Consider the following 24,851-nt stretch of genomic DNA (forward strand, 5'->3'; position numbering starts at 1 on the left):
CGACGCCCGCGCCGACGGCCGCCCTCGCGTCGGCACGGTGTCGGCCCGCGTCGGCGGGGCTGTCAGCGGCGTGTCGGGGCCGTGTCAGGTGCGCCGCGCACGCTGGTCGGCATGACAAGCGATCTGGTGATCGAGGCCGAGGGCCTCGTCAAGACCTTCGGGAAGACGAGGGCGCTGCAGGGCGTGGACCTCGCCGTACCCCGGGGGACGGTGCTCGGGGTGCTCGGCCCCAACGGCGCCGGCAAGACCACGGCCGTCCGCATCCTCTCCACCCTGCTGGCCCCGGACGCCGGAAGCGCCCGGATCGGCGGCTTCGACGTCGTCCGCGACGCCGGGCGGGTCCGGCAGCGTATCGGCCTCACCGGCCAGTACGCCTCGGTCGACGAGGATCTGACCGGGCGGCAGAACCTGGAGCTGTTCGGCACGCTGCTGGACCTCGGTCGCGCCGGTGCCCGGCGGCGGGCCACCGAACTGCTCGAATGGTTCGACCTGACCGACGCCGCCAACCGGCCCGCCAAGACGTACTCCGGGGGTATGCGCCGACGGCTCGACCTGGCCGCGAGCCTCGTCGGCTCGCCGGACGTGATCTTCCTGGACGAGCCGACGACCGGGCTGGACCCGGCCAAGCGCGAGGACATGTGGGACGTGGTCCGGTCGCTGGTGACCAACGGCTCGACGGTGCTGCTCACCACGCAGTACCTGGAGGAGGCCGACGCGCTCGCCGACGCGATCACGGTGATCGACCACGGCCGGGTCATCGCCCACGACACACCCGACGGGCTCAAGCGGATCGTCGGCGGGCAGACCCTCGAGGTCCGGCCGACCGACCCGGCGCAGCTCCGCCGAACCGCGGCGATCCTGACCGAGGTCGGCTCGGGCGGGCCGGCCGACGAGATCCGCAGGGGCGTCCTCGCCGTGCCGGTCGCCGACGACACGGCGCTGACCGAGAGCGTCGCGCGCCTGGCCTCCGCCGGCATCGCCGTCACCGAACTCTCCCTGCACCTGCCCAGCCTCGACGAGGTGTTCTTCACCCTCACCGGGCGTACGGCGTCCGAGGACGACACCACTTCGCGTACGGAGGTAGCGGCATGAGCACCCTGGTCGGCGCACCAACCACACCGAACTCCACACCGTCGACGGCAGCGGTGAACCCACGACCGTTCCGGCTGGTGCGGCACTCGCTGGCGCTCGCCAAACGCAGCCTGATCAAGACCTGGCGTACGCCCGAGGCGCTGATCGATGTCACGCTGCAACCGGTGCTGTTCCTGGTCATCTTCGTCTACATCTTCGGCGGCGCGGTCGCCGGCTCCACCCATGACTACCTGCAGTTCCTGCTGCCGGGCATCCTGGCGCAGACCATCGCCACCGGGGCGATCGCGATCGGCGTGAACCTCAACACCGACATCGCCAAGGGCATCTTCGACCGGTTCCGGTCGCTGCCGGTCCCCCGCTCCGCACCGCTTGTCGGCGCGGTCCTCGGCGACGTCGTCCGGTACGTGATCGTCACGGTCTCGACCCTCGCGATCGGCTACCTGATGGGTTTCCGGATCGACACCGACCCGTTCCGGGCGATCGCCGGCTGCGTGCTCGCGGTGCTGTTCGCGCTCTGCCTGAGCTGGCTGCCGGTCTGGGTGTCGATGAAGGTGCGCACCCCGGGCGCCGTGCAGGGACTGATGTTCGCCCTGATCATGCCGCTGAGCTTCGGGTCGAACGTGTTCGTCGGCACCGACACGCTGCCCGGCTGGATGCAGGCCTTCGTGAAGGTCAACCCGATGACCCACCTGGTGGCCTCGGTACGCGGACTGTTCCTCGGCACCCCGCTCGACGCGCACGTGTGGTGGACCCTCGCCTGGTGCGCCGGCTTCGTGGCGGTGTTCATGCCGATGGCGTTGCGCGCCTACCGCAAGAAGGTCTGACCCGGGCTAGGCGAGCAGGTCCTCCATCAGCTCACGGACCCGGGTGACGGCCGCGGCCACCGGCCGGGCACGCCAGACGGCCAGCAACGACTCACGCTGCTCCTCGTTACCGAGGGCGGCGTCGAGTCGTTCGCTGCGTTCGCTCGGGAAGAACAGCTCCATGTGCGTCCCGAGCCGCTTGGCGAGCGCGGACAACTCGCGGGTGGTGGCGATGTCGTCCCGGTACGCGGCGAGGTCCGCGCCGCCTGACGCCCACGCCCCGATCACCGGCAGGTCCTTCGAGTTGAGCGCGTCGTCGCGGGCGAGCGCCAACAACGTGGCCGCCTGGCGGGCGGCGTCGGTGCCCGATGCCCCCCGCGCCTCGGCCACCCGCAGGTACAGGACCGCCACCGAGGCCCGCAGCATCACCCGCGGCTGCGGTGGCGGGCCGGTCCAGCCGGCGAGAGTGCGGTTCACCTCGTCGGCGTGGGCCAGTGCCTCGTCATAGCGCTCGCGCTGCCAGGCGAGGTGCGCCAGGCCGAGAAGCGCCTGCGCGACGTCCATCTGCTCGGCCTGGCCCGGCGTCGCCGTCTCACCGAGTCGCCGTTCCGCGTCCGCGTCGCCGGTCAGGGCGAGCTGCACGTCCAGCCGCACCCGGATCGACCGCGCGTCCTGCTGTGCGCCGATCATCTCCATGTGCCGGACGCTGCGCGCCAGCCACTCGGCCGACCGCCCCTCCCTGCCAGGGAGCAGGAACTGCCCGACGGCACCCGCGGCCATCGCCATGCCCCAGTGGTCGCCCGCCACCTCGAAGCGGTGGTACGCCTGCTCGGCGTCCTCGATCGACGCCTCCGGCAGGCCGTTGTTCTCCCGTACCGCCGCGCGCGCGATCAGGCCGAGCGCCTGCACGTACGGGTCCGGGTGCGCGATCAACTCGGTCGCGGCCTTCAGGCTCCGTTCCGGGTCGGACTCGTCGAAGCCGGGCAACGCCACCGCGAACGCGGTCAGCCGCGGCGACACCTCGGCGGGCCGCTCCGCGAGCAGCGTGCGCAGGGCGCGCCGCGCGAGCACGGCGGGCCGCAGGTCGGCGCTGATGCCGCCGTTCGCGCTGATCAACAGGCACGTCCAGGCGAGTCGGTCCCCGTGCGGCAGGGGCCGGCCGCTGGCCCGGCCCCGCAGGATCGCCGAGCGTCGACGCCGATGCGGCTCGTCGACGTGCAGCATCCCGCGTGCCCAGACGAGGACTTCCAGGTGCAGGCCGCGCACCGTCCAGAGGTGCAGCAGCGCGGTGGCGACGTCGACGGCGGCCGGCTCGTCGTCCTGACCCAGCGCCCACCGCAGGCCCGCGACCAGGTTGTCCTGCTCGACGGCGCAACGGTCGAGCGCCTCCACCTGGTCGGGGCCGACGAAACGGTCGCCGAGCGCGACGGCCTCGTCCCGGCACCACCCCGCCAGGCCGGCCATCGCCGCGTCCCGGTCGCCGGACGCACCGAGTCGGGCCTCGCCGTACTCGCGGACGGTCTCCAACATCCGGTAGCGGGGCGGCCCGTCCCCCTCGACCAGGGTCAGCAGGGACTGTTCGACGAGCCTCGCCAGACCTCGCCGTACGTCGGGGGTCCGCGCGACCGCGGCGGCGAGGTCGGCGGTGAACGGCGCGGGGATGACCGCGACCCGTTCCAGCAGCGCCCGGTCGTCGGGGGCGAGCAGTTCGCGGCTCCAGTCGACCATCGCCCACAGGCTCGCGTGGCGTTCCGGCAGCCCGCGCAGCGCGTCGTCGAGCAGGGCGAACCGGTCGGTCAGCCCGGCGAGCACGTCGTCGATCGGCATGTGCCGCAGCCGCGCGGCGGCCAGTTCGAGGGCCAACGGCAGGTTGTCGAGCCGGTTGCACAGCGCGAGAGCCCGCGCGGTGTCCCAGGTCGGCACCGCGCCACCGGCCCGTGCCCGGGATTCGACCAGCCCGAGCGCGTCGGAGTCCGGCAGGGCGGTCAGGCGGTGGACCCGCTCGCCGGCCAGGCCCAGCGGGGCGCGACTGGTCGCGAGCACCGCCACCTCCGGGGAGACCACCGCGAGCAGATCGGCGACGACGGTGGCGACCGCGTCGAGGACGTGCTCGCAGTTGTCGAGCACGACCAGGCCGTCGAGGTCCGGTGCCACGGCCCGCATCCGCTCCTCGGGGCTGAGCACCCGGCGTTCGAGGCCCAGACTGCCGCCGGTGGACGAGGTGTCCGCGCCGCCGAGCGCCGCGAGCACGGTGGGCAGCACCTCGTCGGGCGAGCGCAGACCGGCCAGCTCGACCACCCGCACCCCCTGCCCGGCCGCCGCCGCGCGCCGGGTCACCTCGGCGGCGAGGCGGGTCTTGCCCGCGCCGCCGGTCGCCACGATCGTCACCAGGGCCGACTCGTCGAGCGCCGCGTCCAGGGCCTCGACGTCCCGCTCGCGGCCCAGCAGGGCGGTCATCGGCCGGCGCCACGCGGCGGGCAGGACGACGCGTGCCGGCGGACGGGGTGACGCCACGACGGCCGGCTGGTTGAGTTCGCCGCGCAGGAGGGCCAGGTGGACCTGTGTGATCACCGGGGACGGGTCGGTCCCGTAGCGGTCCGCCAGCTCGTCGCGGAGACGCTCGACCACCTCCAGCGCCTCCGCCTCCCGCCCCTGCGCGGCGAGCACCCGCACGAGCAGGGCGGCCGACGGCTCGTCCGGGGGCGTCCGCGCGGCCAGCCGGCGCAGGTCGGCCTCGTCGTACGGGCCCGCGCCGGCGAGCGCGGCCTCGGCGCGCAGCGCGGCGACGGCGGCGAACAGGCGCGCGTCGTCCGCGCTGGCGATCTCCGGCACCTCGGGGAACAGGGCGCGGGCCCGGTCGGCCGCGTCGCGGGCCGCGCGCGCGTCACCGGCCCGCAGCGCGACCCGACCGCCCTCGACCAGCGCCCGTGCCTCGACCGCGTCGACCGTCACCTCCTCGGCCGGCAGGCGGTAACCCCCCGGCACGGCCACCACGGGCAGCCCGAGACGACGTACGCGGGACACGAGCGCCTGCACGGCGCCGGTCGCGTCGTCCGGCGGGGCGCCATCCCAGACCGCGTCCACGAGCAGGCTGGTGGAGACCGCCCGCCCGCGCGCCTCGACGAGCGCGCGGAGCACCGCGGCCAACCGCTCGCCCCGGACCGGCCGGCCGTCGACGGCGAGGGGACCGAGGATGGTGATCTGCACGGGACCAGCATCCCTCACGCGCACCACAGAGCTGTGCAGGGTGCCCGACGGCGCGGGGTGCGGCCGGGACGCCGCGGTGCGTACAGTTTCGGGTCGGACTTGGGGTGGGCCGGCGAAATCCGGCACAGGAAACGGGACGAGACAACGACGCATGACGGTGGACAACATTCCCGACAACGCTCAGGGCGGCATCGACCGGAACCGGCTGGAGACCTGCCTGAGCGTCTTCGAGGCGTTGGAGGCCCTTCCTCCCGACCACCCCGACGTGGTGCGGGTGCAGCGGGCCACCGCGCGGCTCTACAAGGTGATCAAGCAGCGGCGACGTGAGGAGCGGCGCGACGCCATCCTGGCGGCCGACCGGGCGGTGACGGAGGCCACGGCCACCGGCGCCCCGGGTCGGATCGACGACGAGACCCAGGGCATCCCCCTCGCCTCCCCCACCAGCGGCACGACGGCGGGGCTCCTGCACAACCCGCGCGGCTGCTACATCTGCAAGCAGCGCTACCGCGAGGTGGACGCCTTCTACCACCAGCTCTGCCCGTCCTGCGCCGCGCTGAACCGGGAGCGCCGGGACGCCCGTACCGACCTGACCGGCCGGCGCGCCCTGCTCACCGGCGGGCGCGCGAAGATCGGCATGTACATCGCGCTGCGGCTGCTGCGCGACGGCGCGCACACGACGGTGACGACCCGGTTCCCGCACGACGCGGTCCGCCGGTTCGCCGCGATGCCCGACAGCGCGGACTGGCTGCACCGCCTGCGGATCGTCGGCATCGACCTGCGCGACCCGGCGCAGGTGATCGCCCTCGCCGACTCGGTCAGCAGCCAGGGCCCTCTCGACATCCTGATCAACAACGCGGCGCAGACGGTCCGCCGCTCGCCCGGGGCGTACGCCCAGCTCGTCGCCGCGGAGGCCGCGGCCCTGCCGGACGGTCCCCTGCCGGAGCTGATCACGTTCACCAAGCCGGCCGGCGCGGGTGACGCGCTCACCGCCGGCTCGGAGTCGCCGGCCCTCACCCCGCACGCGCTCACCGCACTGGCGTTGACCAGTCGTTCCGCCTCGCCGGAGCGGATCGCGGCGTCCACCGCCATCGACGCCGGCGGTCTCGTGCCGGACCTCGATCCGGTCAACAGCTGGGTGCAGCGGGTGCAGGAGGTCGACCCGGTCGAGCTGCTGGAAGTGCAGTTGTGCAACGTGACCGCGCCGTTCGTGCTGGTCAGCCGGCTACGTCCGGCGATGGCCGCCGCGCCGGCCCGCCGGAAGTACGTGGTGAACGTCTCGGCGATGGAGGGTCAGTTCGGTCGCGGCTACAAGGGGCCGGGGCACCCGCACACCAACATGGCCAAGGCCGCGCTGAACATGCTGACCCGCACCAGCGCCCAGGAGATGCTGACCGACGGCATCCTGATGACCAGCGTCGACACGGGTTGGATCACCGACGAGCGGCCGCACCCGACGAAGATGCGCCTGGCCGACGAGGGGTTCCACGCCCCACTGGACCTGGTCGACGGCGCGGCCCGGGTGTACGACCCGATCGTCCGCGGCGAGCAGGGCGAGGACCTGTACGGCTGTTTCCTGAAGGACTACGCGCCGTGCGCCTGGTGAACGACGAGGAGAAACCCATGCCATCCGACCACGATTCCTGGCCGACCCTGGACGAGCTGCTCCGCGAGGAGGCGGAGCTGGAACGTACCGGCCTGTCCGAGACGGACGCGTACGAGCTGGGCATGCGCGCCGTGGCCGCCGCGAGCGAGCGGGCGCTGCCGGTCGCGGTGGGCGTGTGGCGGGCCGGGCGTCAGCTGTTCCACTGTGGCCTGCCCGGCTCCAGCCAGGACAACGACGCCTGGCTGCGCCGCAAGGGCCGGGTGGTGATGCGGTTCGAGCACTCGTCGCTCTACGTGGCCCGGCTCTGCCAGGACAAGAACGTGACGCTGACCGAACGTTACGGGCTGCCGGCCTCCAAGTACGCCGCCGCCGGGGGCGCGGTGCCGCTGCGGGTGCGCGGCACCGGCGTGGTGGGCTGGATGGGCGTCTCGGGGCTTCCGCAGTTGGACGACCACCGCTTCGTCGTCGACATCCTGCGGTCGGCCGCGCAGTAGTTGGCGAACCCGCCGCCCGTCCGGCGTCGGACGGGCGGCGGGGTCTCTCCGTCAGCCCGCCCGACGGTTGGCGCGCACGGCGCCCAGGATCACGCCGAGTTTGGCCAGCGACAGCGGGTGCTCGCGCATGGAGACGACCTCGTTGAACCGGCGTGCGATCGCCACGTCCGTCACGGTCGCCGTGAGGATCTGCCGGCTCGCCCAGCTGGAGATCCGGTAGCCGCGCGGGTAGGGGCCGTCGACGTGCGGCAGCGCCAGGTCGGCGGAGGTCGACGTCGACCACGCGGCGTCGACCACGACCTTCTGCAGGCCGAGGAAGTGGCGGGCCGGCACGCTCAGGTCCGGGCCGGGGCGTAGGTACGCCGACAGGCAGGCCGCGTGCAGGGCCGCGGCCGTCATCCCCTGCCCGTACACCGGGTTGAACGACGCGACGGCGTCGCCCACGCTGACGAGCCGGGCCGGGAAGCGCCGCAGCGCGTGGAAGTCCCGACGCCGACTGTCGGCGTGGTGGTAGGTCTGCACGTCACCGAGCATCTCCTGGTCGGCGACCTCGCCGAACTCGGGCGGGAACTGCTCGCGCAGCCGTCGGACGAAGTCCTGCGCGGTGCGTCCCGGCCGGTCGTCGCCGTAGCCGGCCATCATGGCCATCCACCGGCCGTCCTCGATGGCGAAGAAAGCGGCGCCGGCGACGTCCGTCATGGTCCGTGGGGTGTGCAGGGCCATGACGACGCGCATCTGAGGGGTCTGCTCCGGGCGTCGGAACAGCGCGGTGGCGTAGTTGAGGTGCACCGGCATCCGGCGGGTGGCGGGCCGCTCCCAACCGGCCTGTTCCAACCAGTCGGAGAGCCGGCTGGACCGGCCCATGGCGTCCACCACCAGATCGCCGCCCTCGACGCCGGCCACCCCGTCGACCTCGCAGCGCACACCGGTGACCGCGTCGCCCTCGATCACGAGCCCGGTGGCGCGGGCGGTGACGGTCTTGACGTTGGGGAGTCGGAGCACCTGCTGGCGGATCAGCCCCTCCAGCAGCGGCCGACTGCCGGCGAGGCTGTCGTCGTCGTCGGGTACGACCACCTTGCGTCGACCGTCGAGGTAGCTGCGTCGGGTGGCGGGTGGCGCCTCGACCGCGCCGTGGGCCAGCGCCTGCTGGCGGAACCCGGGGAACAACTGCTCCAGTTGCAGAAGACCGCCGGGCAGCAGCGCGTGCAGTTGGGTGCCCTGGGGCACGCCGGGCCGTGCGCCGCTGACCTGCGGGTCGTCCCGGTCGATGAGGATCACGCTCTCGGCGTGGTCGGACAGGACCCGGGCGGCCAGCAGGCCGGCGACGCTGCCGCCGACCACCACCGCCTTACCCAGGACCGAAGTTGGCTGTTCGGGAGGTCGCACGGCGTTCAACGCGGCGAAGACCCGAACCGGGGAGAGGGACATGGTGCTCTCCAAAGGAGTACGAGGCAGGGCACCCTCCCCCGAGTCTGCCGCACGGACAGACCGGCGGCGCCGGCCGTTCGACAGGATGCCTGACGATCGTTGCACAGGCAGTGTCGGTAGTCCGTACGGCCCACACGGGTGTCGGAAACCGGCCACACCGCTGGACGAGGTGAGCGTACGGCTGATTGGGCTTGGCGCGCGCGAGTCGGATCTGTCAGCATCACCGGCATGCCCGTCGCCCGTCGTACCCTGCTCGGGGTTGGCCTGGCCGCTGCGACCTCCGCTCTCACCGGCTGTGGCGACAGCGGCGGTGAGTCGGCGGGTGGGGCCGACCCGGGCGGCACGGTGACGGCCACCGACGCGGCGGGGAACAGGGTGGGATTCGGCGCGGCCGGGAAGCCCACGGCCCCTTCGTCGGGCACGCCGAGCGCCTCCCCCACGGCCGGCGCGGGCGTGCCGGGCAACCAGGCCCGGTACGCCGCGGACGTGACCGCGTTGCTGCGGCGACACCTGCCCGCCTCGGCGCAGACCGTCACGCACCACGGCTTTCCCGGTGCGGTCGCTCTCGTGCTGGTCAACGGGAAGACGACCGTGCACACGGCGGTCGGGGAGGCCCTGCGCTACGCGGCCGGCCCGAAACTGCTCGCGGCGAAGAGCCGGGTCGCGATGCGCCCGGACTCCATCTTCGACCTCGCCTCGGTCACCAAGGTCTACACCGCCATCCTGCTGCTGCAGCAGGTCGACAGGGGCCGTGTCGACCTGGGCGCCCCGGTACGCGACTACCTGCCGGGGTTCACCGGCACGGGCAAGGACCGCGTCACCGTCGAGATGCTGCTCACCCACACCAGCGGCCTCCCGGTCGGCGCCAAGGTCACCGGTCTGCCGGACAACGCGGCCCGGTGGAACGCGGTCCTCGCCACACCGCTGGTATCGGGCGCCGTGCCCGGGGACACGTTCCGCTACTCCAGCGTCGGCCTCATGGTCGCCGGCAAGATCGTCGAGAAGATCACCGGCAAACGCCTCGACCAGGCGCTCAAGGCGAACCTCACCGGCCCGCTCGGCCTGCGCGACACCGGCTTCGCCCCCACGACCTGGCTGTCGGCCAGCGAGAGGGCGGCCCGGATGGTCGCCACCGACGCCCGCTCGTCCCGCGGCCTGCTCCGCGGCACCGTGCACGACGACGTCGCCAACCACCTCGGGGGCGTCGCCGGTCACGCGGGGGTGTTCGCCAGCGCCAGCGATCTCGCGGCGGTCGGCCAGCTGCTCCTCGACGGTGGCACCTACCAGGGCCGCCGGGTCCTCGCCGCCGACACCGTGCGCCGGATGCTGACCAACCACAACGCGGGCAAGCCGGCAGTCGACCCGGAGCGTCCGCACCGCACGGCCGCCCACGGTCTCGGCGTCGTGCTCAACCAGCAGTGGTTCATGGGCCGGCTCGCGTCGGGTCGCACCTTCGGCCACACCGGGTTCGCCGGTCCCTCACTGCTGGTCGACCCGGGCCGCAAGCTGGTCCTCGCCCTGCTCACGAACCGGGCCCACCCGAACTGGTCCTGGGCGAATCCCGATCCGGTCCGCGCGGCCGTCGGCGACCTCCTCGCCTCGTCGGTCACCTGACCGACGCCATCGGCGGTCAACCCGCCACGGCGGCCGGCTCCCGGTCCCGACGACGCCCCGCGTAGCTGACGATTCCCAGGCCCAGCCCGATGACCGCCAGGACCAGGCCCACCCGGGCCGGCGCGAGGTAGCCGAGCCCGGCGGCGATGCCGACGCTGCCCAGCGCCGCGCCCAGGCTGTTCGCGATGTTCATGGCGGACTGGTTGAGCGCCGCGCCCATCAACTGGGCGCCGGGGGCGACCGTGATGAGGCGTGCCTGCAGGACCGGACCGAGGTAGAGACTCGTCGCGCCGACCAGGAACGCGCCGACGAAGAGGCCCACGGGGTGCGACGCGACGACACTGAACACGCCGATGCTGACGATCATCGCCACGAAGCCGATCATCTGGCTGCGACGCAGGTCCCGGTCGGCGAGCCAGCCGCCCAGGGCGTTGCCGACGGTCATGCCGAGGCCCACCGCGACCAGCACCCAGGGCACGGTCGCGGCGGAGAGTCCGGCGACGTCGGTGGTGACCGGCGCGATGTACGAGTCGACCGCGAAGAACCCGGCGAAGCCGATCGCGCCGGTGGCCGCGACCAGCCAGACCTGCGAGGTGCGCAGGGCCCGCAGCTCGGCGGCCGGCGAGCCGTCCGCCGCCGCGGCGACCTCCGGCACGACCGCCAGCACGGCCAGCAGCGTGAGCAGGAAGACACCGGCGATGACCAGGTACGCCGTACGCCAGCCGGCCGCCTGACCGAGCCGGGTGATCAGCGGTACGCCCACCACGTTGCTCACGGTCAGGCCACCGAGCACGGTGGCGAAGCCCCGCGCCTCGTTGCCGGGACCCATCAGGGTCGCGGCGAGCAGGCCGGCCGCGCCGAAGTACGCGCCGTGCGGCAGCGCGGCGACGAACCGCGCGACCAGCACCAGCTCGAAGTTCGGGGCGGTCGCCGAGGCGATCGTGCCCGCGACGAAGAGGACGAGCAGCCCGAGCACGAGCCGGCGGCGGGGCAGGCGCGCGCTGAGCGCGGCGATCAGTGGAGCGCCCACGACGACGCCCAGCGCGTACGCGGTGATCATCCAACCGGCCCGCGCGACGGCGTCCGACGAGGATCGGGCGTAATCCTGGGCGAGCAGGTCGCGTGCCATCTCGGGGAGCAGGCCCATCGCCACGAACTCCGTCAGGCCGACCGCCACGCCGCCCAGTGCCAGGGCGGCAAGCGCCGCGAGGCGTTGACCTCTGCTCAGTGCGTTCACCGAGCGAATTTAGCAACAGCGTTGCGTAATAGAGTGGCGAGATGACGCGGACCACAGCGGACGTGACGTTCCTGCGCGGCTACAACCAGGCGCAGGTGTTGGCCGTGGGGCGTACGGCACGGACGTTCGAACGGTCGACCGTCGTCGCCGCCACCGGCCTGACCCCGCAGGCCGTCTCCAAGGTCATCGCGCGCCTGAGCGCCGACGGCCTGATCCGCCCCGCCGGTGTCCGCCGCCCGGGCGTCGGCAAACCCGCGCTCGTCTACGAGCTGGTCCCGGACAGCCGGTACGCGATCGGCGCGCACGTCGCCCGGCGCACGCTGCGACTGGTCCTGGTCGACCTGGCCGGCGCCGTGCGCCACTCGACGGTCCGACCGCTGCCCGCGGACTTCACCCCGGAACAGCTCCTCGACGCGCTGTGCGTCGGCATCGGAACGATCACCGCGGACCCCGCGCTACGGGACCGGCTGACCGGCGTGGGCCTCGGCATGATCGGCCCCCTGGACCACGCCAACGGGCTGGTCCGGGACGCGCACGGCCTACGGCACTGGCACGACGTACCGCTGCGCGAACTGGCCGAGGCGCGCCTCCGCCTGCCGGTGCACCTGGACAAGGACGTGACCGCGGGTGTCACCGCCGAGGCGTGGCGGTACGGCGCGACGTTCGGCGACGCGGCGCTCATCATGGTCGAATCCGGCATCGGGGGCGGTTTCTGGCTGGGCGGCGCGGCCCATCGGGGGGCGCACACCAACGCCGGCGAGTTCGGCCACACGGTCGTCGACCTGGACGGGCCCGTCTGCGTCTGTGGACGCCACGGCTGCCTGGAGGTCGTCCACCTCCGTGCCGTCGAGACGGGGGACGTCCCGCGTGCCGCCCGGGTCCTGGCGATCGGCGTCGTCAACCTGCTCCAGACCCTCGACCTCGCCCACGTGGTCCTCGCCGGCGCGGATCTGCTGCGCCACGCCGAGGTCTACCGCGCCGCCGTGGAGCAGGCCGTCCGTACCGACGTGCGGCGTGCGGACTGGCTCGCCCCGAGCGTGACCCTCTCCAGCCTCGGCGCGGACGTGATCGCCGCCGGGGCCGCGATCCAGGTCCTCGACCAGCAGTACGGCGTCCCGGCGCTGGCCCCGGTCAGCTAGACGAGTAGTGCCTAACCTCGCTGGGGCGCCGGGCGCGGCCGGTGGCCGGGGTGACCCTCAGTCACCCGCGTGGGGGCGGATGCGGCGAGCCGCCGAGCCAACCTGTACACCTTTCGTGACCACCGAGGTATCGGAGGGTGATGCCGCGTCGGGATGCTGACGGCATGCGCAGAAGACGAGCCCCATGGGTCCTGTTGTCATTGCCGCTGCTCAGCCTTCTTACCGCCTGCAGTCCACCCGACGAGCCTGTTGTCGCGCTAGCCGTCCACGACGGTCGGCCGGTAGGTGTCCTGGTGACCTGCGGCGGGATGTCAGCCCGGGTCCGTGTCTACGAGGACCCCCCGGACGACGGGACCGAGCGTCCGCTGGTCTTGTGGGCCGCCAGCGGTCGACCCACAAGCGGGACCGTGGAGGTTGTCCTGCTCGGTCAGCCGCCGGATGGCTGGGAGGTCGAGGAGGCTACCGACTTCTTCGCCGAAGGACTTGGCACAGTGGTGGACGTCGAGCCGCTCACCGAACTCAGGCCCGAGGTCACCTACAGCGTCGGGGGGTCCGGTGGGCGTGATGCCATCTCGGTAGATTTCACCCTCGCGGATCTCCCGCGAATCGGGCCGGACCAGGTGCTGGCGCCGCGCGGCCGGGATTCGACGAAGATCGTTTCGCGGAAGACCTTCCTGCGCAAGGCCCGCGCCAGTTGCTGACGACATGGGCGTCGCCGTGCAGTCGTTACCGACCCCTGCGTGTCGTTCGTGACCTCGTACCCGCTGAGCGACCCCGGGACCGAGCGGTCGCCTACCGCGGGACGGCGTCCGTGTAGACGCAGCCGTTGCCCGGGTCCTCGCTGGCGCTGATCACCGCGTCGAGGCGATCCCGGACCTGGACGAGTTGGTCGATCTGGTGGGTGATGCGGTCCCGTTCGGCGTTCAGCAGGGCACGGGACTGCGGGGTGTTGACCTGAGCGTCGACGCAGGGCAGCAGATCCAGGATCGTCCGGCTGGACAGACCCGCGCCGTACAGCGTCTGGATGAGCTGGACGCGGTCGATCGCTCCCTCGCCGTAGTGGCGCTGACCGCCGCCGCTGCGCTCGGGGATCAGCAGCGACTGTTCCTCGTAGTAGCGCAGGGCGCGCACCGACACTCCCGTGTTGGTGGCGAGTTCTCCGATCCGCACGGCCCCTCCCCCCTCACGTGGTGACGCCGACAACACTTACCTCTGACGTCAGCGTCAGATTCTAGCGTCGTCCACGCGACGGCTGCCAGTGCGACGGCTCCCGTCGACGTACGCCGGCGGACCGGGAGGGTTGGCGCACCCCTCCCGGTCCGGACCACGGCGACGTCCGTCGCAGTCGGTCAGCGGGTGTACGGGCCGTTGACGACGTCCATGATCGGATGCTGGGTCGTCCTGTCCTGCGCCCGGCCGCCGGTCGAGCCGACCGGGTCGGCCCGCCCCTCGCTGACATCGAAGTCGTAGGCGCTCTCCGCGTGCAGGACCTGGTCGATGCCGGCGACCTCGTCCGATCGCGGCACCCGGAAGCCGACCGTCACATCAATGATCTTGACGAGCAGCCAGGTCAGCGCCACCGAATACGCGGCGACGGCGAAGGCGCCGACCGCCTGCTTCCCCAGTTGCCCGGCACCCGCGCCGGCGACGAGGCCGTCGGTGGTGTCGAACACTCCGATGAGCAGCGTGCCGACGAAACCACCGACCGCGTGAACCGCCACGACGTCCAGTGAGTCGTCGTAGCCGAAGCGGTCCTTGAGGCCGACGGCCCCGGCGCAGACGACACCGGCGATGACACCGATGGCGATCGCACCCCAGGTGTTCACGACCGCGCACGCGGGGGTGATCGCCACCAGGCCGGCGACCGCGCCCGACGCGGCGCCCAGGGAGGTGAAGCCACCCTTGCGTACGCGCTCCCAGACGAGCCATCCGATCATGCCGGCACCGGCCGCCACCTGGGTGTTCATGAAGGCGACACTGGCGGTGCCATTGGCGGCGAGGGCCGATCCGGCGTTGAACCCGAACCACCCGAACCACAGCAGGCCGGAGCCGAGCATCACGAGCGGCAAGCTGTGCGCCCGCATCGACTCACGCCTGAAGCCGACCCGGTTGCCGAGGACGAGGAGCGCGCCGAGGGCGGCCATGCCGGCGTTGATGTGGACCGCCGTGCCTCCGGCGAAGTCCTTCACGCCGAGCTTGAAGATCCAACCGTCGGCCTGCCACACCCAGTGGGCCACCGGGAAATACACCACGGTCACCCAGAGCGCGACGAACAGCATCCACGCGCCGAACTTGGCACGGTCGGCGATCGCCCCGCTGATCAGGGCCGGCGTGATGACGGCGAACATCATCTGAAAGACCGCGAACGCGAGCACTGGAATGCTGCCCGTCAACGTGGTGTCCGAGATGCCGCTCAGGCCCACGTTGCTCAGGTCGCCGACGAGTCCGCGTCCACCGACGTCGTCGCCGAAGGCGAGCGAGTATCCGTAGGTCACCCAGAGCACGCTGACGATGCCCAGGCTGATGAAACTCATCAGCAGCATGTTGAGAACGCTCTTCACGCGAACCATGCCGCCGTAGAAGAACGCCAGGCCGGGGGTCATCAGCATGACCAACGCGGCGCTGATCAGAACGAATGCGGTATCCCCCGCGTCGAAGCCGTCTGGCATCGAGATGCACTCCATGTCGTGGTAGCTGCCGCAGCAGTGCGGCGTGGTGAATGTCGGTCCGACCGCCTCAGACGAGGTCGGCGGCCTTCAGGGCGCTGCAGCAGGTGTCGACGATGAGGCGGGTGACGGTGTACGGGTCGACATTGGCGTTGGGCCGGCGGTCCTCGATGTAGCCCTTCTTGTCGATCTCCACCTGCCACGGGATGCGGACGGAAGCACCGCGATCCGAGACGCCGTAGCTGTACTCGTTCCAGGGCGCCGTCTCGTGCGCGCCGGTCAGACGGGCCTCGACGCCGGCGCCGTAGCTGCGGATGTGCTCGGCGGGCTTGTCGCCCCGGCCGAGGGCCTCGCAGGCCTCGATGATCGCCGAATAGTTCTCGCGCATGGCGCGCGTCGAGAAGTTGGTGTGCGCGCCGGCGCCGTTCCAGTCACCCCGCGCGGGCTTCGGCTCCAGGGTCGCGGAGATGCCGAAGTCCTCGGCCGTGCGGTGCAGGAGCCAGCGGGCGATCCACAGCTGGTCGGCGACCTCCAGTGGGGACAGCGGACCGACCTGGAACTCCCACTGGCCGGGCATGACCTCAGCGTTGATGCCGGAGAGGGACAGTCCCGCGGCGAGGCAGTTGTCCAGGTGCTTCTCGACCACGGCGCGGCCGTAGATCTCGTCCGCGCCGACGCCGCAGTAGTAGCCACCCTGCGGAGCCGGGTAGCCGCCGTCCGGGAAGCCCAGCGGGCGGGAGCCCTTGAAGAACGTGTACTCCTGCTCGATGCCGAACAGCGACTCCTGGCCGGCGAACTGCTCGGCCACCGGGCGCAGCAGCGCCCGCGTGTTGGACTCGTGCGGGGTGCCGTCGGTGTTGAACACCTCGCAGAGCACCAGCAGGTGCGCCCCGCCGCGGATGGGGTCGGCGTAGGTGGCGACCGGTTCGAGGACCCGGTCGGAGCTGCTGCCCTCGGCCTGGTTGGTGCTGGAGCCGTCGAAGCCCCACGTGCCCGGCGTGACGCCGTCCTCGATGATCTTCGTCTTCGACCGGAGCTTCGCGGTCGGCGCGGTGCCGTCGATCCAGATGTATTCAGCCTTGTACGCCATGGGTCTCTTCTCCTGTGATCGGGCCGGATGGCCCACGAAATCGTGATCGGTGGAACAGACGGTTCAGACCGCCGCGAGCGGCGCGTCGGTTCGCACGAGGGTGGCTGACGCCGGGCCCTCGCCCACCGTCGACGTGAGCAGTGCGACAACGTTGTCATGCGCTCCGCGTTCGGCATCGGAGAGCGCCGTGCCTCCCCAACGGTCCCGCAGAGTTGGATCGGCCCCCCGGTCCAGGAGGTACTGGACCACGTCGAGGTTTCCGTCGGAGGCGGCCAGGTGCAGCGCCGTCCGCCGGTCGTAGTCGGCGGAGTTCGGATCCTTCCCCGCGGCCAGCGCGAGCCGGACGTACTCCAGATCGCCGTGACTGGCGGCCCACAGCAACCGCGTGGTCGACGCCACCTCGTCCTCGTTCCTGCCACGTCGCGGATCGCGTTTGCCGGAGTCCTCCCCGGCGGCCAACGAGTCGTAGACGTGGAAGTTGAACCGGTTGATGAGTTCCTTGCAGAACGCGACTCCCCGGACGGAGTTGCCGAGCGCGTCGAGGCGGGGCGACCAGACGCAGACGCCCATCACGCCGGGAACCACGATCATGAGTCCGCCGGAGACACCGCTCTTCGCCGGCAGACCGATCGTGAAGGCGAACTCCCCCGAATAGTCGTACATCCCGCACGACGACATCAGCGACAGGCACTTGCGTGCGGTGTCAGCCGAGAAGATCCGCTCCCGGGTGAGCGGGTTGACGCCGCCGTTGGCGAGTGAGGCGGCAACGACCGACAGCGACCGCGCGTCGACCTCGATGGAACAGCACTGGAAGTAGAACTCCAATGTCTCGGTGAGGTCGGTGCCGTCCGGAAAGGCCTGATGCTCGCGCATGAAGTACCCGAGCGCGAAGTTCCGATCCGCCGTACGCCGTTCCGAGAGATAGACGGCATTGTTGAAGCCGACCGTCCCGCCGCCGGCCAAGCTGCGCCACGTTTCGGCGACGTGGTCGAAACGGTCGGCCATCTCCCATCTCGGGCGCAGCAGCGAGCAGCACATGATCGCCCCAGAATTGATCATCGGGTTGTGCGGAAGGCCCTCGTTGTTCAATGTCAGCTCGTTGAACCCGCGACCGCTGGGTTCCCGCCCCACGTGCCGATGGACCTGTTCGGCGCCGTGCTGCTCCAGCGCCAGACAATAGTTGATCGGCTTGCAGACCGACTGGACGCAGAACGGAGTCTCCGCGTCCCCCACGGCGAAACGCTGGCCGTCGGTCGTGCACAACGCGATCCCGAAATTCTCCGGATCGACGCGGCCGAGCTGCGGGATGTAATCGGCTACCCGCCCCCCGTCCACACCCCTGAGGCCCTCGTAGATCGAGAAGATCTCCGTCTGCAACGCGGCGAAGTCCGGAATGACGAGGTCTCCGCGAAGGGACCTCTCGATGACACCGCCACCGGTCCTGCACCAGGCGATGAAACGGGATATGTCGATGCGGGCCGGACCGTCGCCGCTGGTGGCAGACCGCACCTCGACCAGGCGCGGGTCCGTCTCCGAGATGCCTGCGGCGCGCAGCCGGCCGACGAGTTCCGCCACCGCGACCGTTCCGTCGGCGTCGACCGTGAAGGACCCGAACAACTTCCCGTACTCCGCCGCTGCAAAATCGTCGAAGCCGGACGGCTCGATACGACGGGACCACGCCTGATCGGGGCGACGTGGCACGGCTCTGGTTTTCCTGGTCGCGGGCATAGCGGGTTTCAACTACTCCGTAATCAATGGTGACAACGTGGCGGCGGCGCCATCTACCGGCAGTCGCGCTCCGGTGACGGTCGACCCACCGACCTTTCGAAGACTAGGAGGGACCGGTGTACGACCGCTTGATTCCCTCTTACCTGCGACTGCCGCCCCAGCCGCTCCATCGGGGGTGCCGGGACACGTGAGTGAATAGGGGCAGCACTACCGCTACGGTGATTTCTCACACACCTTTGAACAGGTTGTGTGAATCCGTTGGGCGCACGCCTCCGATGTCATGGTCGCGCGCACGCGGTCACCCAGCCGTCCGTACGCGCCCGGCTAGCCGCCGGTCCGCCCGTCGTCGACGAACGCGACCACGGCTGCCCAGGCCGGCCCGGCACCTGTCGCGACGCCTCGTGCGGCCGAGGGGCGCCGGGGCGGACGACCCCGTGGGAGTCTGGCGACACCGCCGACACCCGCGCGGCGGCGGGGATGGACTGCCGACGGACCCGCCGATTACGTCTTTTCGAGAATCGATATCCAATCGACAGGACAGACCGTCGCGCAGAGCTGACAGGGCAATCCCGGAGCGATATTTAAGGCATATTTAATCGGCACGGCCGGATAGGCGCAGGGGGTCGACTCGTACTCTTTCTTCTCGGAAGAAAGGTGCACCCTCGTTGACACATCTGCGATCCACCCCTCGACACCGTCGCGCCCTGACCGCCCTGCTGGTGGTGGGCCTGGCATTCACCGGCGGATGCAAGGAGTCCCCTGGCACGCCCGGCGCTTCCGGCCCGTCCAGCGACACCGGCATCGGCTCGTCCGGTCCCGTGACGACACCGACGACCGCCCCGGCGACCACCCCGAGCGCCCCGGGCACCTCGACCAGCCCGTCCGCCCCGGCCAAGCCGGGCACCTCGTCCACGACCGCCGCCGCGCCCACCACGTCGGGTGGCTGGATCACCGTCGACGCCGCCGCGCAGGCCGCCGCGACGAGGGCGTTCTTCGCGCGCAAGCCGAAGCCGGTGACCGGCAACCCGGTGAAGGTCGCGGAGTTCAACGTCGGCTGCACGGTCAGCCACCACAACAGTGACGACCCGATCGTCCTGCCCAAGCTGGCCGGCGCCTCGCACAACCACACCTTCTGGGGCAACAGGTCGACCGACGCCACCTCGACGGCGGAGTCGCTGCGGGCGTCGAAGGCGACCACCTGCAACTCGCCGGACGACCAGTCGGCCTACTGGGTGCCGACCATGTACCAGAACGGCAAGGTCGTCGACCCGACCGAGGTGACCGTCTACTACGGTTCCCGCCTGAAGGACCCGAGCAAGACCCAGCCCTTCCCGTTCGGCCTGCGGATGATCACCGGCAATGCCAAGAACCAGGTGGACACCCCGGACAAGCAGGGCAACCACTTCTGGTGCGCCGGCATCGGTGGCGAGATCGGCCGCAGCGCCGACAAGACCTTCCCCGTCTGTGCCAAGACCGCGCACGTCGTCCGGCAGATCACCTTCCCGGACTGCTGGGACGGCAAGCACCTGGACAGCCCCGACCACAAGGCGCACATGGCCAACGGCGACCACACCGGAGCCTGCCCGAAGAGTCACCCGGTGCCCGTCCCGTCGGTGTCCTTCGTGGTCTCGTACCCGTTGAGCGCGAACACGAACGGCATCACCCTCGCGTCCGGCACCTCGTTCTCGATGCACGCGGACTTCTTCAACGCCTGGAAGGACGAGGCGCTGGCCGCAAGGGTCCGCAACTGCCTCGACCAGAAGGTGAAGTGCAACTCCGCCGGCAACTTCTGAACTGACCGGCCGGCGAGTCGACGCCGATCGACGAGGTCTCCGGTGGACGATTCGGGCGACCAGCCCGGACCCGATGCCGGAGACCTCGCGTCAGCCGACTCGACTGCCTACTTGCGCAACAGACCCAGGAATTTCTGCTGCCGTCGGGAACGCCCGGTCGGCGGCGAACTCGCCGATGTAGACGACGGCGGCACCACCGCTCAAGCGCGGACATCCCTGGTCCATCCGAGGAATCGGCGGTGCAGCACACCGGCCGGCGTCCACCGCATGTCCTCGGTCGCCTGCACGAGGTAGGACCCGAGGTAGAGGGCCAACGACACCGGAGCGTCCGCATACTCCGCGCGCAACTCGCGCTTACAGATCGTGCAGGGCCAGGGCAGGCCGCAGCCACCGCAGCTCCAGATCGGCATGACCGGGCCGTGGGCGGTCATCGCACACCGGCCAGGAGGCAAGCGATCATCGTCGATGTCTGCCGACTGGTCGCCCATCCGCCCTGCCAGCAGGGGTACGGCGCGAGCCGCGTCCACGACGTCCGGCAGCCGTTCCACCTGTCGTACGAGCCCCGGATGTGAACCGCGATGTTCGCCTCTCGCCGCCCACTGCTCACTGCTCACCCTCCTGGGGCCAGTGGACACGACTGATCGGAATCCGGTGCCGGGCACGGCAGGGCAGGTCTGCTCCGCAGCGGCAGACGTGTCGCCAGAGCCGCCACGACCACACCGGCCGATGCCTGCGGGCGAGCGTCAGCGCGGTGGCCGAAAGGTACTCCTCATAAGAAACGCGCCGCACCGACCTCTCCCTCGTTCGAGCACGAGGAGGGCTCCCTGCCCTCGAAGCTGAGGGACGCGGCGACCAGGCGATACCCGCACCGCCCGCCGCATCCCGTGAGCAAGAAGCTACGGTGGGTCGCGGAACGGAATGGGTAGAGTTCCTACCCCTGGATCACGAGAGAAGCCCGACCTTGACTGCGAGGTCACGGGCGTCGTCACGAGTGGAACGTGGGCCGTCGAGCAGGTCCACGGTGATCTGGCGGGCGTACCCGTTGAAGCGGATGGTCTCCGGTGCCGACTCGTACGCCTGCCGGAGGGTCGAGACGGCCGCTTCCGTGTCGTTCTTGCCATGGTGCGCCCGCGCGACCTCGATGAGATGGCGCGCCCGGCGCGGCCTCGACGGGATCGCCGCGGAGTCATGACGGCGCGCCTGTCTCACCGCCTCACCGGACTTCTGCAACTCCACCGCCACGGTCACCGCATGAGCGCCCATGATGACCTTCGAGAACGATGTCTGCGGCTGATAGAAACCCGTTGGCAGGCGCTGCGCCACTCGATCCGCACGATCCCAGTACCGCCAGGCCCTACCTTCCTCACCAGCACGGGCGGCGGTGTAGGCAGCCTCGAAGTTCAACGCACCCCAGAGCGCCAACAGGTTCGTGTTCCCATCGGCCGCACGGGACTCCAGCGCCGACAGGAGGTTCACTGTCACCGCCATCGCCGTGTCCCAGTCACCGGCATCCCGATGTACCTGGCAGAGGAACCACCCCGCGCACGCCACCGCCTCCGGGTCGCCAGACTCCTGCGCCGCCACCATCGCCCGGTCGGCGACCCGCCACAACAACTCGGCTGCGGGCTGATACGCGAGGAACATCTGCGCCAGGCCGAACGTCTCCGCCAACAGGGCCTGAGCCTGCCGACGCTCGTCACCCTCGTACGCCAACGCAGCACGCTGCACGTCGCGCAGCAACCCCGGCAACAATCCGCCCAACACCGTACGGTGATCCGACGCCTGATGACGCGCACGCCAGGCCATCGCGAGCCGATCCCTCAGTCTCGTCAACGACTCCGGCGAGATCTCGTCGAAAGCTGCGAAGCGGTTCACCGCGTCCCGCACCGACGCCAGCGCCGGGTGCTCCGGCCCATTGACAGCAGCAGACCGCGCCCCCAACTCGCCGGCAAGGACGGACACCTCGACCTTCAGAGCACGCGCGATCCGGTCCAGCATGTGAATACGGGGCGGCAGGATCCGATCGGTCTCCACCGCCTTGACCCACTCGGCACTGCGACCGACCAACCCACCGAGCACCGCGCGGGTTTTGCCCGACCGCTCGCGGTAAGCCTTCAACCGCTGCCCGAAGGTCAGTTCCGGCACGAGATCCATCCCGAACCTCCTCGTAGCGCGACAACACCAGCCGTATCCAGGGCCGACGTTGCCTCAACGCTACCGAGCGGCCAAGTCCCTCATAACCCCCTCGCTGGCAAGTTCTGGGCGCTCCGACACCCCACCCGCAGCTGTCTCCGGGGTCGGGGTCGGGCTGGTGCTGGTCCGTCGCAGCCCCACCCGGCTCGCGACGGTCCGGGCCGATATGACGGCGGTGACCGGTCACCCCGAGGGGTGACCGGCCACCGTCACGTCGATCGGCTAGAGCTTCGCCGCGCCCGCCTCGGTGGCCTCCTGCACCGCCGAGGTACGACGGACCTCAGCCCGCTCGTCGCCCGCGTCCTCCCGGTCGGCGGCGGTCATCCGGGCCGCCCGGTTGGCGCTCGGCGCGGCCTGGTCGCCCGTCACGCCGCCCCGGATGCGGTTGTTCGCCGCCACCTGCGCGGCCGGGTCGTTGCCCGTCACCGTCAACTGGCCGTTGATGATGTTGTCGTCGACGGTGACGCCACCGGTGGTGTTGGTGACGCTGACGTCCGCGCCCCAGTAGCCGCCCGACGCGCAACTGTCCAGGGTGCCGTTCGGGCCGATCTGCACGCCGCCGAGGTTGCCGGCGAAGGTGGCCCTGCCCCGGACGGCGCTGCCGCACACGACACTGCCGGTGGCGCTGTTGAGCACCGAGAGCGTGCCGTCGACGAACGAGTCGTGCACGTCGGTGTAGTACGTGCCGGTGCTGCTGACGTTGCGGGTCACCTCGGTACCCCCGTCGAGGCGTACCTCACCGGCGCCGACGGTGACGTTCCCGCTGATCGTCGACGCCTCGGCGAACAGGAAGCTGTCGATGGTCGCCGAACCCTTCGGCCGGACGGTCAACGCGCCGGTCCGGGCGTCGGACAGGAAGACGCCGTAGCCCCCGGCAGCCAGCACGACCTGGCCGTCGACGGTCGTCTCGGTGGCGTCGAGGTAGCCGTCGGCGGCGATCCGTACCTCACCGCTGACCCGGCCGCCGGTGACCACCAGGTTGGCGCCGGCGGCGACGGTGACGTTGCCGGTGATCGTGGTGCCGGTCAGCGCGCAGGACTCACCGGCCGGGACGAGCAGGTCGTTGGGCACGGTCACCGCGCCGCCGGTGCCGATGCAGTGGGTGACCAGGTCGGCGTGGGCGGTGGGCGCCACGGCCAGCACCGAGGCGGCGATGACGGCGCTCACGGTGGCCAGCTTGGCGACGGTACGTCCGGGCATCGTGGTTCTCCCTCTGAATGAGATGCGGGGGCTCATGCGCCGACGTCCGATCGGGCCGCGGCCCGGACGATGGCGCCCTGCTGGCGCTTGCTGAGCGTTCCGGCGGTCACCAGCGCGGTGGTGACCGCCTCGACGTGCCGGACGAAGTCGGCGTGGCCGGGGTAGTCGGCGTGTTCGTCGATCAGATCGTTGATGGTGCAGCCGTCACCGGTGTCGATGTTCGCCACGCCGGTGTCGACACCGTCGATGACCACCGTTTCCCGCGTGTCGGAGGCGGGGCAGGCGTCGGTGCCGTCGGCCACGACGGTGAACGTCACCGACTGCTCGGCGGCGGTGTTACCGGCAGTGTCCGTCGCCCGGTAGCGCAGGGTGTGCGCCCCGACGGTACGGACGACGACCGGCGCGGTGTACGCGGTCCACGCGCCGCTGTCGAGGGCGTACTCGGTTCGCGCCACGCCCGAGTCGGCGTCGGTGGCCGTGACGGTCACGGTCGCGCCGCCGACGTACGCGCCGTCGCCGTTCCGGTCGCCGGCCACCGTGGCCGTCACGGTGGGTGCGGTGGTGTCCTCGGCCGGCGGCGCGACGACGGTGAAGTGGGCCATCTGCTCGGCCGAGGTGTTACCGGCCACGTCGGTGGCCCGGTAGTGCAGCATGTGCATCCCGGTGGCGGTCACCACGACCGGGCTCGTGTACGCCGTGAAGGCGGCCCCGTCGAGGGCGTACTCGATGGTGGCGACCCCCGACCCGGCGTCGGTGGCGGTCAGCGTGGCGGTGGCCGTACCGACGTAGTTGCCGTCGCCGTCGCGGTCGCCGGTCAGCGCGGCCGTGACCGTCGGCGCGGTGGTGTCCTCCTCGGTCGGCTCGACGACCCGGAACGACACCGAGCCGACCGCGCTGGTGTTGCCATCCCGGTCGGTGGCGCGGAACTGGACCGAGTGGTCGCCGACCGCGTTTACCTGCACCGGCGCGGTGTACGGCTGAAAGCTGGTGTCGTCGACCTGGTATTCGACGGTGTCCACACCGGAACCGGCGTCGGTGGCCGTGACGGTCACCGTCGCCGCGCCCACGTAGTTGCCGTCGCCGTCGCGGTCACCGGACACGGCGGCGGTGACGGTCGGTGGCGTGGTATCGCCGCCTCCCCCGCCGTCGGTGACCACCAACTCGCCGACCATCTGGCTGTGGCCGGGAATCGAGCAGAAGTAGCGGTAGCGGCCCGGCGTCAGCGTGACGGTCGCCTCGTGCCGGCCGTTGTTGGCGTCGAACGGACTCGCCAGGATGTTGAGCGTGACGTCGTGGTTGTAGCCCTCGGTGGACGTGTCGAAGGTCAACGTGTGCGGCATTCCGGTGGTGTTGCCGGTGGCCGCGCTGTTCTCCCAGACGATTGTCGTCGCGCCGGCCACCGCGGTGGTGGGGACGGACTTGTAGCGGGTGGTGTTGTCGTCGGCGGTCCAGGTGAGCACCTGGTCCGCGGCGGCGCGCGGGGCGGCGGAGGCCGGTGGCGCGGCCAACGGCGCGACCGTGAGCAGGACCGCCGCCAGCGCGGCCGTGAGTCGTCGGATCATCG

At 71.2% G+C, this 24,851-nt stretch carries 18 protein-coding genes and 1 pseudogene; 8 read left to right on the forward strand and 11 right to left on the reverse strand.

All coding sequences use genetic code 11. From position 1 onward, the window contains the following. The first annotated feature begins 111 nt into the window (after window positions 1-111). Both AB0J36_RS00285 and AB0J36_RS00290 read left to right on the forward strand, forming a co-directional pair. Window positions 112-1,092 carry an ATP-binding cassette domain-containing protein gene (locus AB0J36_RS00285; protein WP_357121194.1) on the forward strand — a complete coding sequence of 327 codons (981 nt, stop codon included), beginning with the start codon at window positions 112-114 and terminating at the stop codon, window positions 1,090-1,092. Further along, the gene (locus tag AB0J36_RS00290; protein ID WP_357121190.1) at window positions 1,089-1,916 is read left to right on the forward strand and encodes an ABC transporter permease; all 828 of its coding nucleotides are present in this window, start codon (window positions 1,089-1,091) and stop codon (window positions 1,914-1,916) included. The genes AB0J36_RS00285 and AB0J36_RS00290 overlap by 4 nt, the downstream gene beginning before the upstream one ends. 6 nt (window positions 1,917-1,922) lie before the next feature. On the opposite strand, the gene AB0J36_RS00295 is transcribed toward AB0J36_RS00290, so the two are convergent. Next, window positions 1,923-5,102: a BTAD domain-containing putative transcriptional regulator gene (locus AB0J36_RS00295; RefSeq protein WP_363659802.1), complete on the reverse strand. Its 3,180-nt coding sequence runs from the start codon at window positions 5,100-5,102 to the stop codon at window positions 1,923-1,925. Window positions 5,103-5,253: 151 nt separating this feature from the next. Between AB0J36_RS00295 and AB0J36_RS00300 the strand changes: the two genes are divergently transcribed. Both AB0J36_RS00300 and AB0J36_RS00305 read left to right on the forward strand, forming a co-directional pair. Further along, window positions 5,254-6,705 carry an SDR family NAD(P)-dependent oxidoreductase gene (locus AB0J36_RS00300; RefSeq protein WP_357121184.1) on the forward strand — a complete coding sequence of 484 codons (1,452 nt, stop codon included), beginning with the start codon at window positions 5,254-5,256 and terminating at the stop codon, window positions 6,703-6,705. Window positions 6,706-6,722: 17 nt separating this feature from the next. Continuing rightward, window positions 6,723-7,199 carry a heme-degrading domain-containing protein gene (locus AB0J36_RS00305; protein WP_357121181.1) on the forward strand — a complete coding sequence of 159 codons (477 nt, stop codon included), beginning with the start codon at window positions 6,723-6,725 and terminating at the stop codon, window positions 7,197-7,199. Between the two features lie 51 nt (window positions 7,200-7,250). Here AB0J36_RS00305 and AB0J36_RS00310 read toward each other — a convergent pair whose 3' ends face one another. Further along, window positions 7,251-8,627, reverse strand: coding sequence for an FAD-dependent oxidoreductase (locus AB0J36_RS00310; RefSeq protein ID WP_357121178.1), 1,377 nt, complete (start codon window positions 8,625-8,627; stop codon window positions 7,251-7,253). A 228-nt stretch (window positions 8,628-8,855) separates the two neighbouring features. Here AB0J36_RS00310 and AB0J36_RS00315 point away from each other — a divergent pair, with 228 nt between their 5' ends. Then, window positions 8,856-10,241: a serine hydrolase domain-containing protein gene (locus tag AB0J36_RS00315; protein WP_357121175.1), complete on the forward strand. Its 1,386-nt coding sequence runs from the start codon at window positions 8,856-8,858 to the stop codon at window positions 10,239-10,241. 16 nt (window positions 10,242-10,257) lie between these two features. Here the strand turns inward: AB0J36_RS00315 and AB0J36_RS00320 are convergent, their stop codons facing one another. Then, window positions 10,258-11,478: an MFS transporter gene (locus AB0J36_RS00320; RefSeq protein WP_357392720.1), complete on the reverse strand. Its 1,221-nt coding sequence runs from the start codon at window positions 11,476-11,478 to the stop codon at window positions 10,258-10,260. A 41-nt stretch (window positions 11,479-11,519) separates the two neighbouring features. On the opposite strand from AB0J36_RS00320, the gene AB0J36_RS00325 reads away from it, so the two are divergent. Beyond that, the gene (locus AB0J36_RS00325; protein ID WP_363659806.1) at window positions 11,520-12,617 is read left to right on the forward strand and encodes an ROK family protein; all 1,098 of its coding nucleotides are present in this window, start codon (window positions 11,520-11,522) and stop codon (window positions 12,615-12,617) included. A gap of 407 nt (window positions 12,618-13,024) precedes the next feature. Then, window positions 13,025-13,318, forward strand: coding sequence for a hypothetical protein (locus tag AB0J36_RS00330; protein ID WP_357172105.1), 294 nt, complete (start codon window positions 13,025-13,027; stop codon window positions 13,316-13,318). 91 nt (window positions 13,319-13,409) lie between these two features. Here AB0J36_RS00330 and AB0J36_RS00335 read toward each other — a convergent pair whose 3' ends face one another. From AB0J36_RS00335 to glsA, 4 genes are all read right to left on the reverse strand, one after another. Next, window positions 13,410-13,787, reverse strand: coding sequence for a MerR family transcriptional regulator (locus AB0J36_RS00335; RefSeq protein WP_357121163.1), 378 nt, complete (start codon window positions 13,785-13,787; stop codon window positions 13,410-13,412). A 179-nt stretch (window positions 13,788-13,966) separates the two neighbouring features. Beyond that, complete coding sequence (locus tag AB0J36_RS00340) at window positions 13,967-15,286, reverse strand: ammonium transporter (RefSeq protein WP_357121160.1); 1,320 nt, start codon at window positions 15,284-15,286, stop codon at window positions 13,967-13,969. A gap of 67 nt (window positions 15,287-15,353) precedes the next feature. Continuing rightward, entirely contained in the window at window positions 15,354-16,373 is a 1,020-nt protein-coding gene (glnII, locus tag AB0J36_RS00345; RefSeq protein WP_357172103.1) for a glutamine synthetase, read from the reverse strand. A 63-nt stretch (window positions 16,374-16,436) separates the two neighbouring features. After that, window positions 16,437-18,074, reverse strand: coding sequence for a glutaminase A (glsA, locus tag AB0J36_RS00350; RefSeq protein WP_357392718.1), 1,638 nt, complete (start codon window positions 18,072-18,074; stop codon window positions 16,437-16,439). Between the two features lie 692 nt (window positions 18,075-18,766). On the opposite strand from glsA, the gene AB0J36_RS00355 reads away from it, so the two are divergent. Then, window positions 18,767-19,894 (forward strand): DUF1996 domain-containing protein, encoded by a 1,128-nt coding sequence (locus tag AB0J36_RS00355; protein ID WP_357392717.1) that lies wholly within the window; start codon window positions 18,767-18,769, stop codon window positions 19,892-19,894. Between the two features lie 215 nt (window positions 19,895-20,109). Here AB0J36_RS00355 and AB0J36_RS00360 read toward each other — a convergent pair. From AB0J36_RS00360 to AB0J36_RS00375, 4 genes and pseudogenes are all read right to left on the reverse strand, one after another. Next, window positions 20,110-20,325 (reverse strand): annotated as a pseudogene (locus tag AB0J36_RS00360) (hypothetical protein); the annotation flags it as partial. A 511-nt stretch (window positions 20,326-20,836) separates the two neighbouring features. Then, the gene (locus AB0J36_RS00365) at window positions 20,837-22,048 is read right to left on the reverse strand and encodes a helix-turn-helix transcriptional regulator (RefSeq protein ID WP_357121148.1); all 1,212 of its coding nucleotides are present in this window, start codon (window positions 22,046-22,048) and stop codon (window positions 20,837-20,839) included. Window positions 22,049-22,309: 261 nt separating this feature from the next. Next, window positions 22,310-23,287, reverse strand: coding sequence for a hypothetical protein (locus AB0J36_RS00370; protein ID WP_357392716.1), 978 nt, complete (start codon window positions 23,285-23,287; stop codon window positions 22,310-22,312). Window positions 23,288-23,319: 32 nt separating this feature from the next. Further along, complete coding sequence (locus AB0J36_RS00375) at window positions 23,320-24,849, reverse strand: plastocyanin/azurin family copper-binding protein (protein WP_357392715.1); 1,530 nt, start codon at window positions 24,847-24,849, stop codon at window positions 23,320-23,322. Window positions 24,850-24,851: the final 2 nt, after the last annotated feature.

The sequence above is a fragment of the Micromonospora sp. NPDC049662 genome (assembly GCF_040675055.1).
Taxonomy (GTDB): domain Bacteria; phylum Actinomycetota; class Actinomycetes; order Mycobacteriales; family Micromonosporaceae; genus Micromonospora.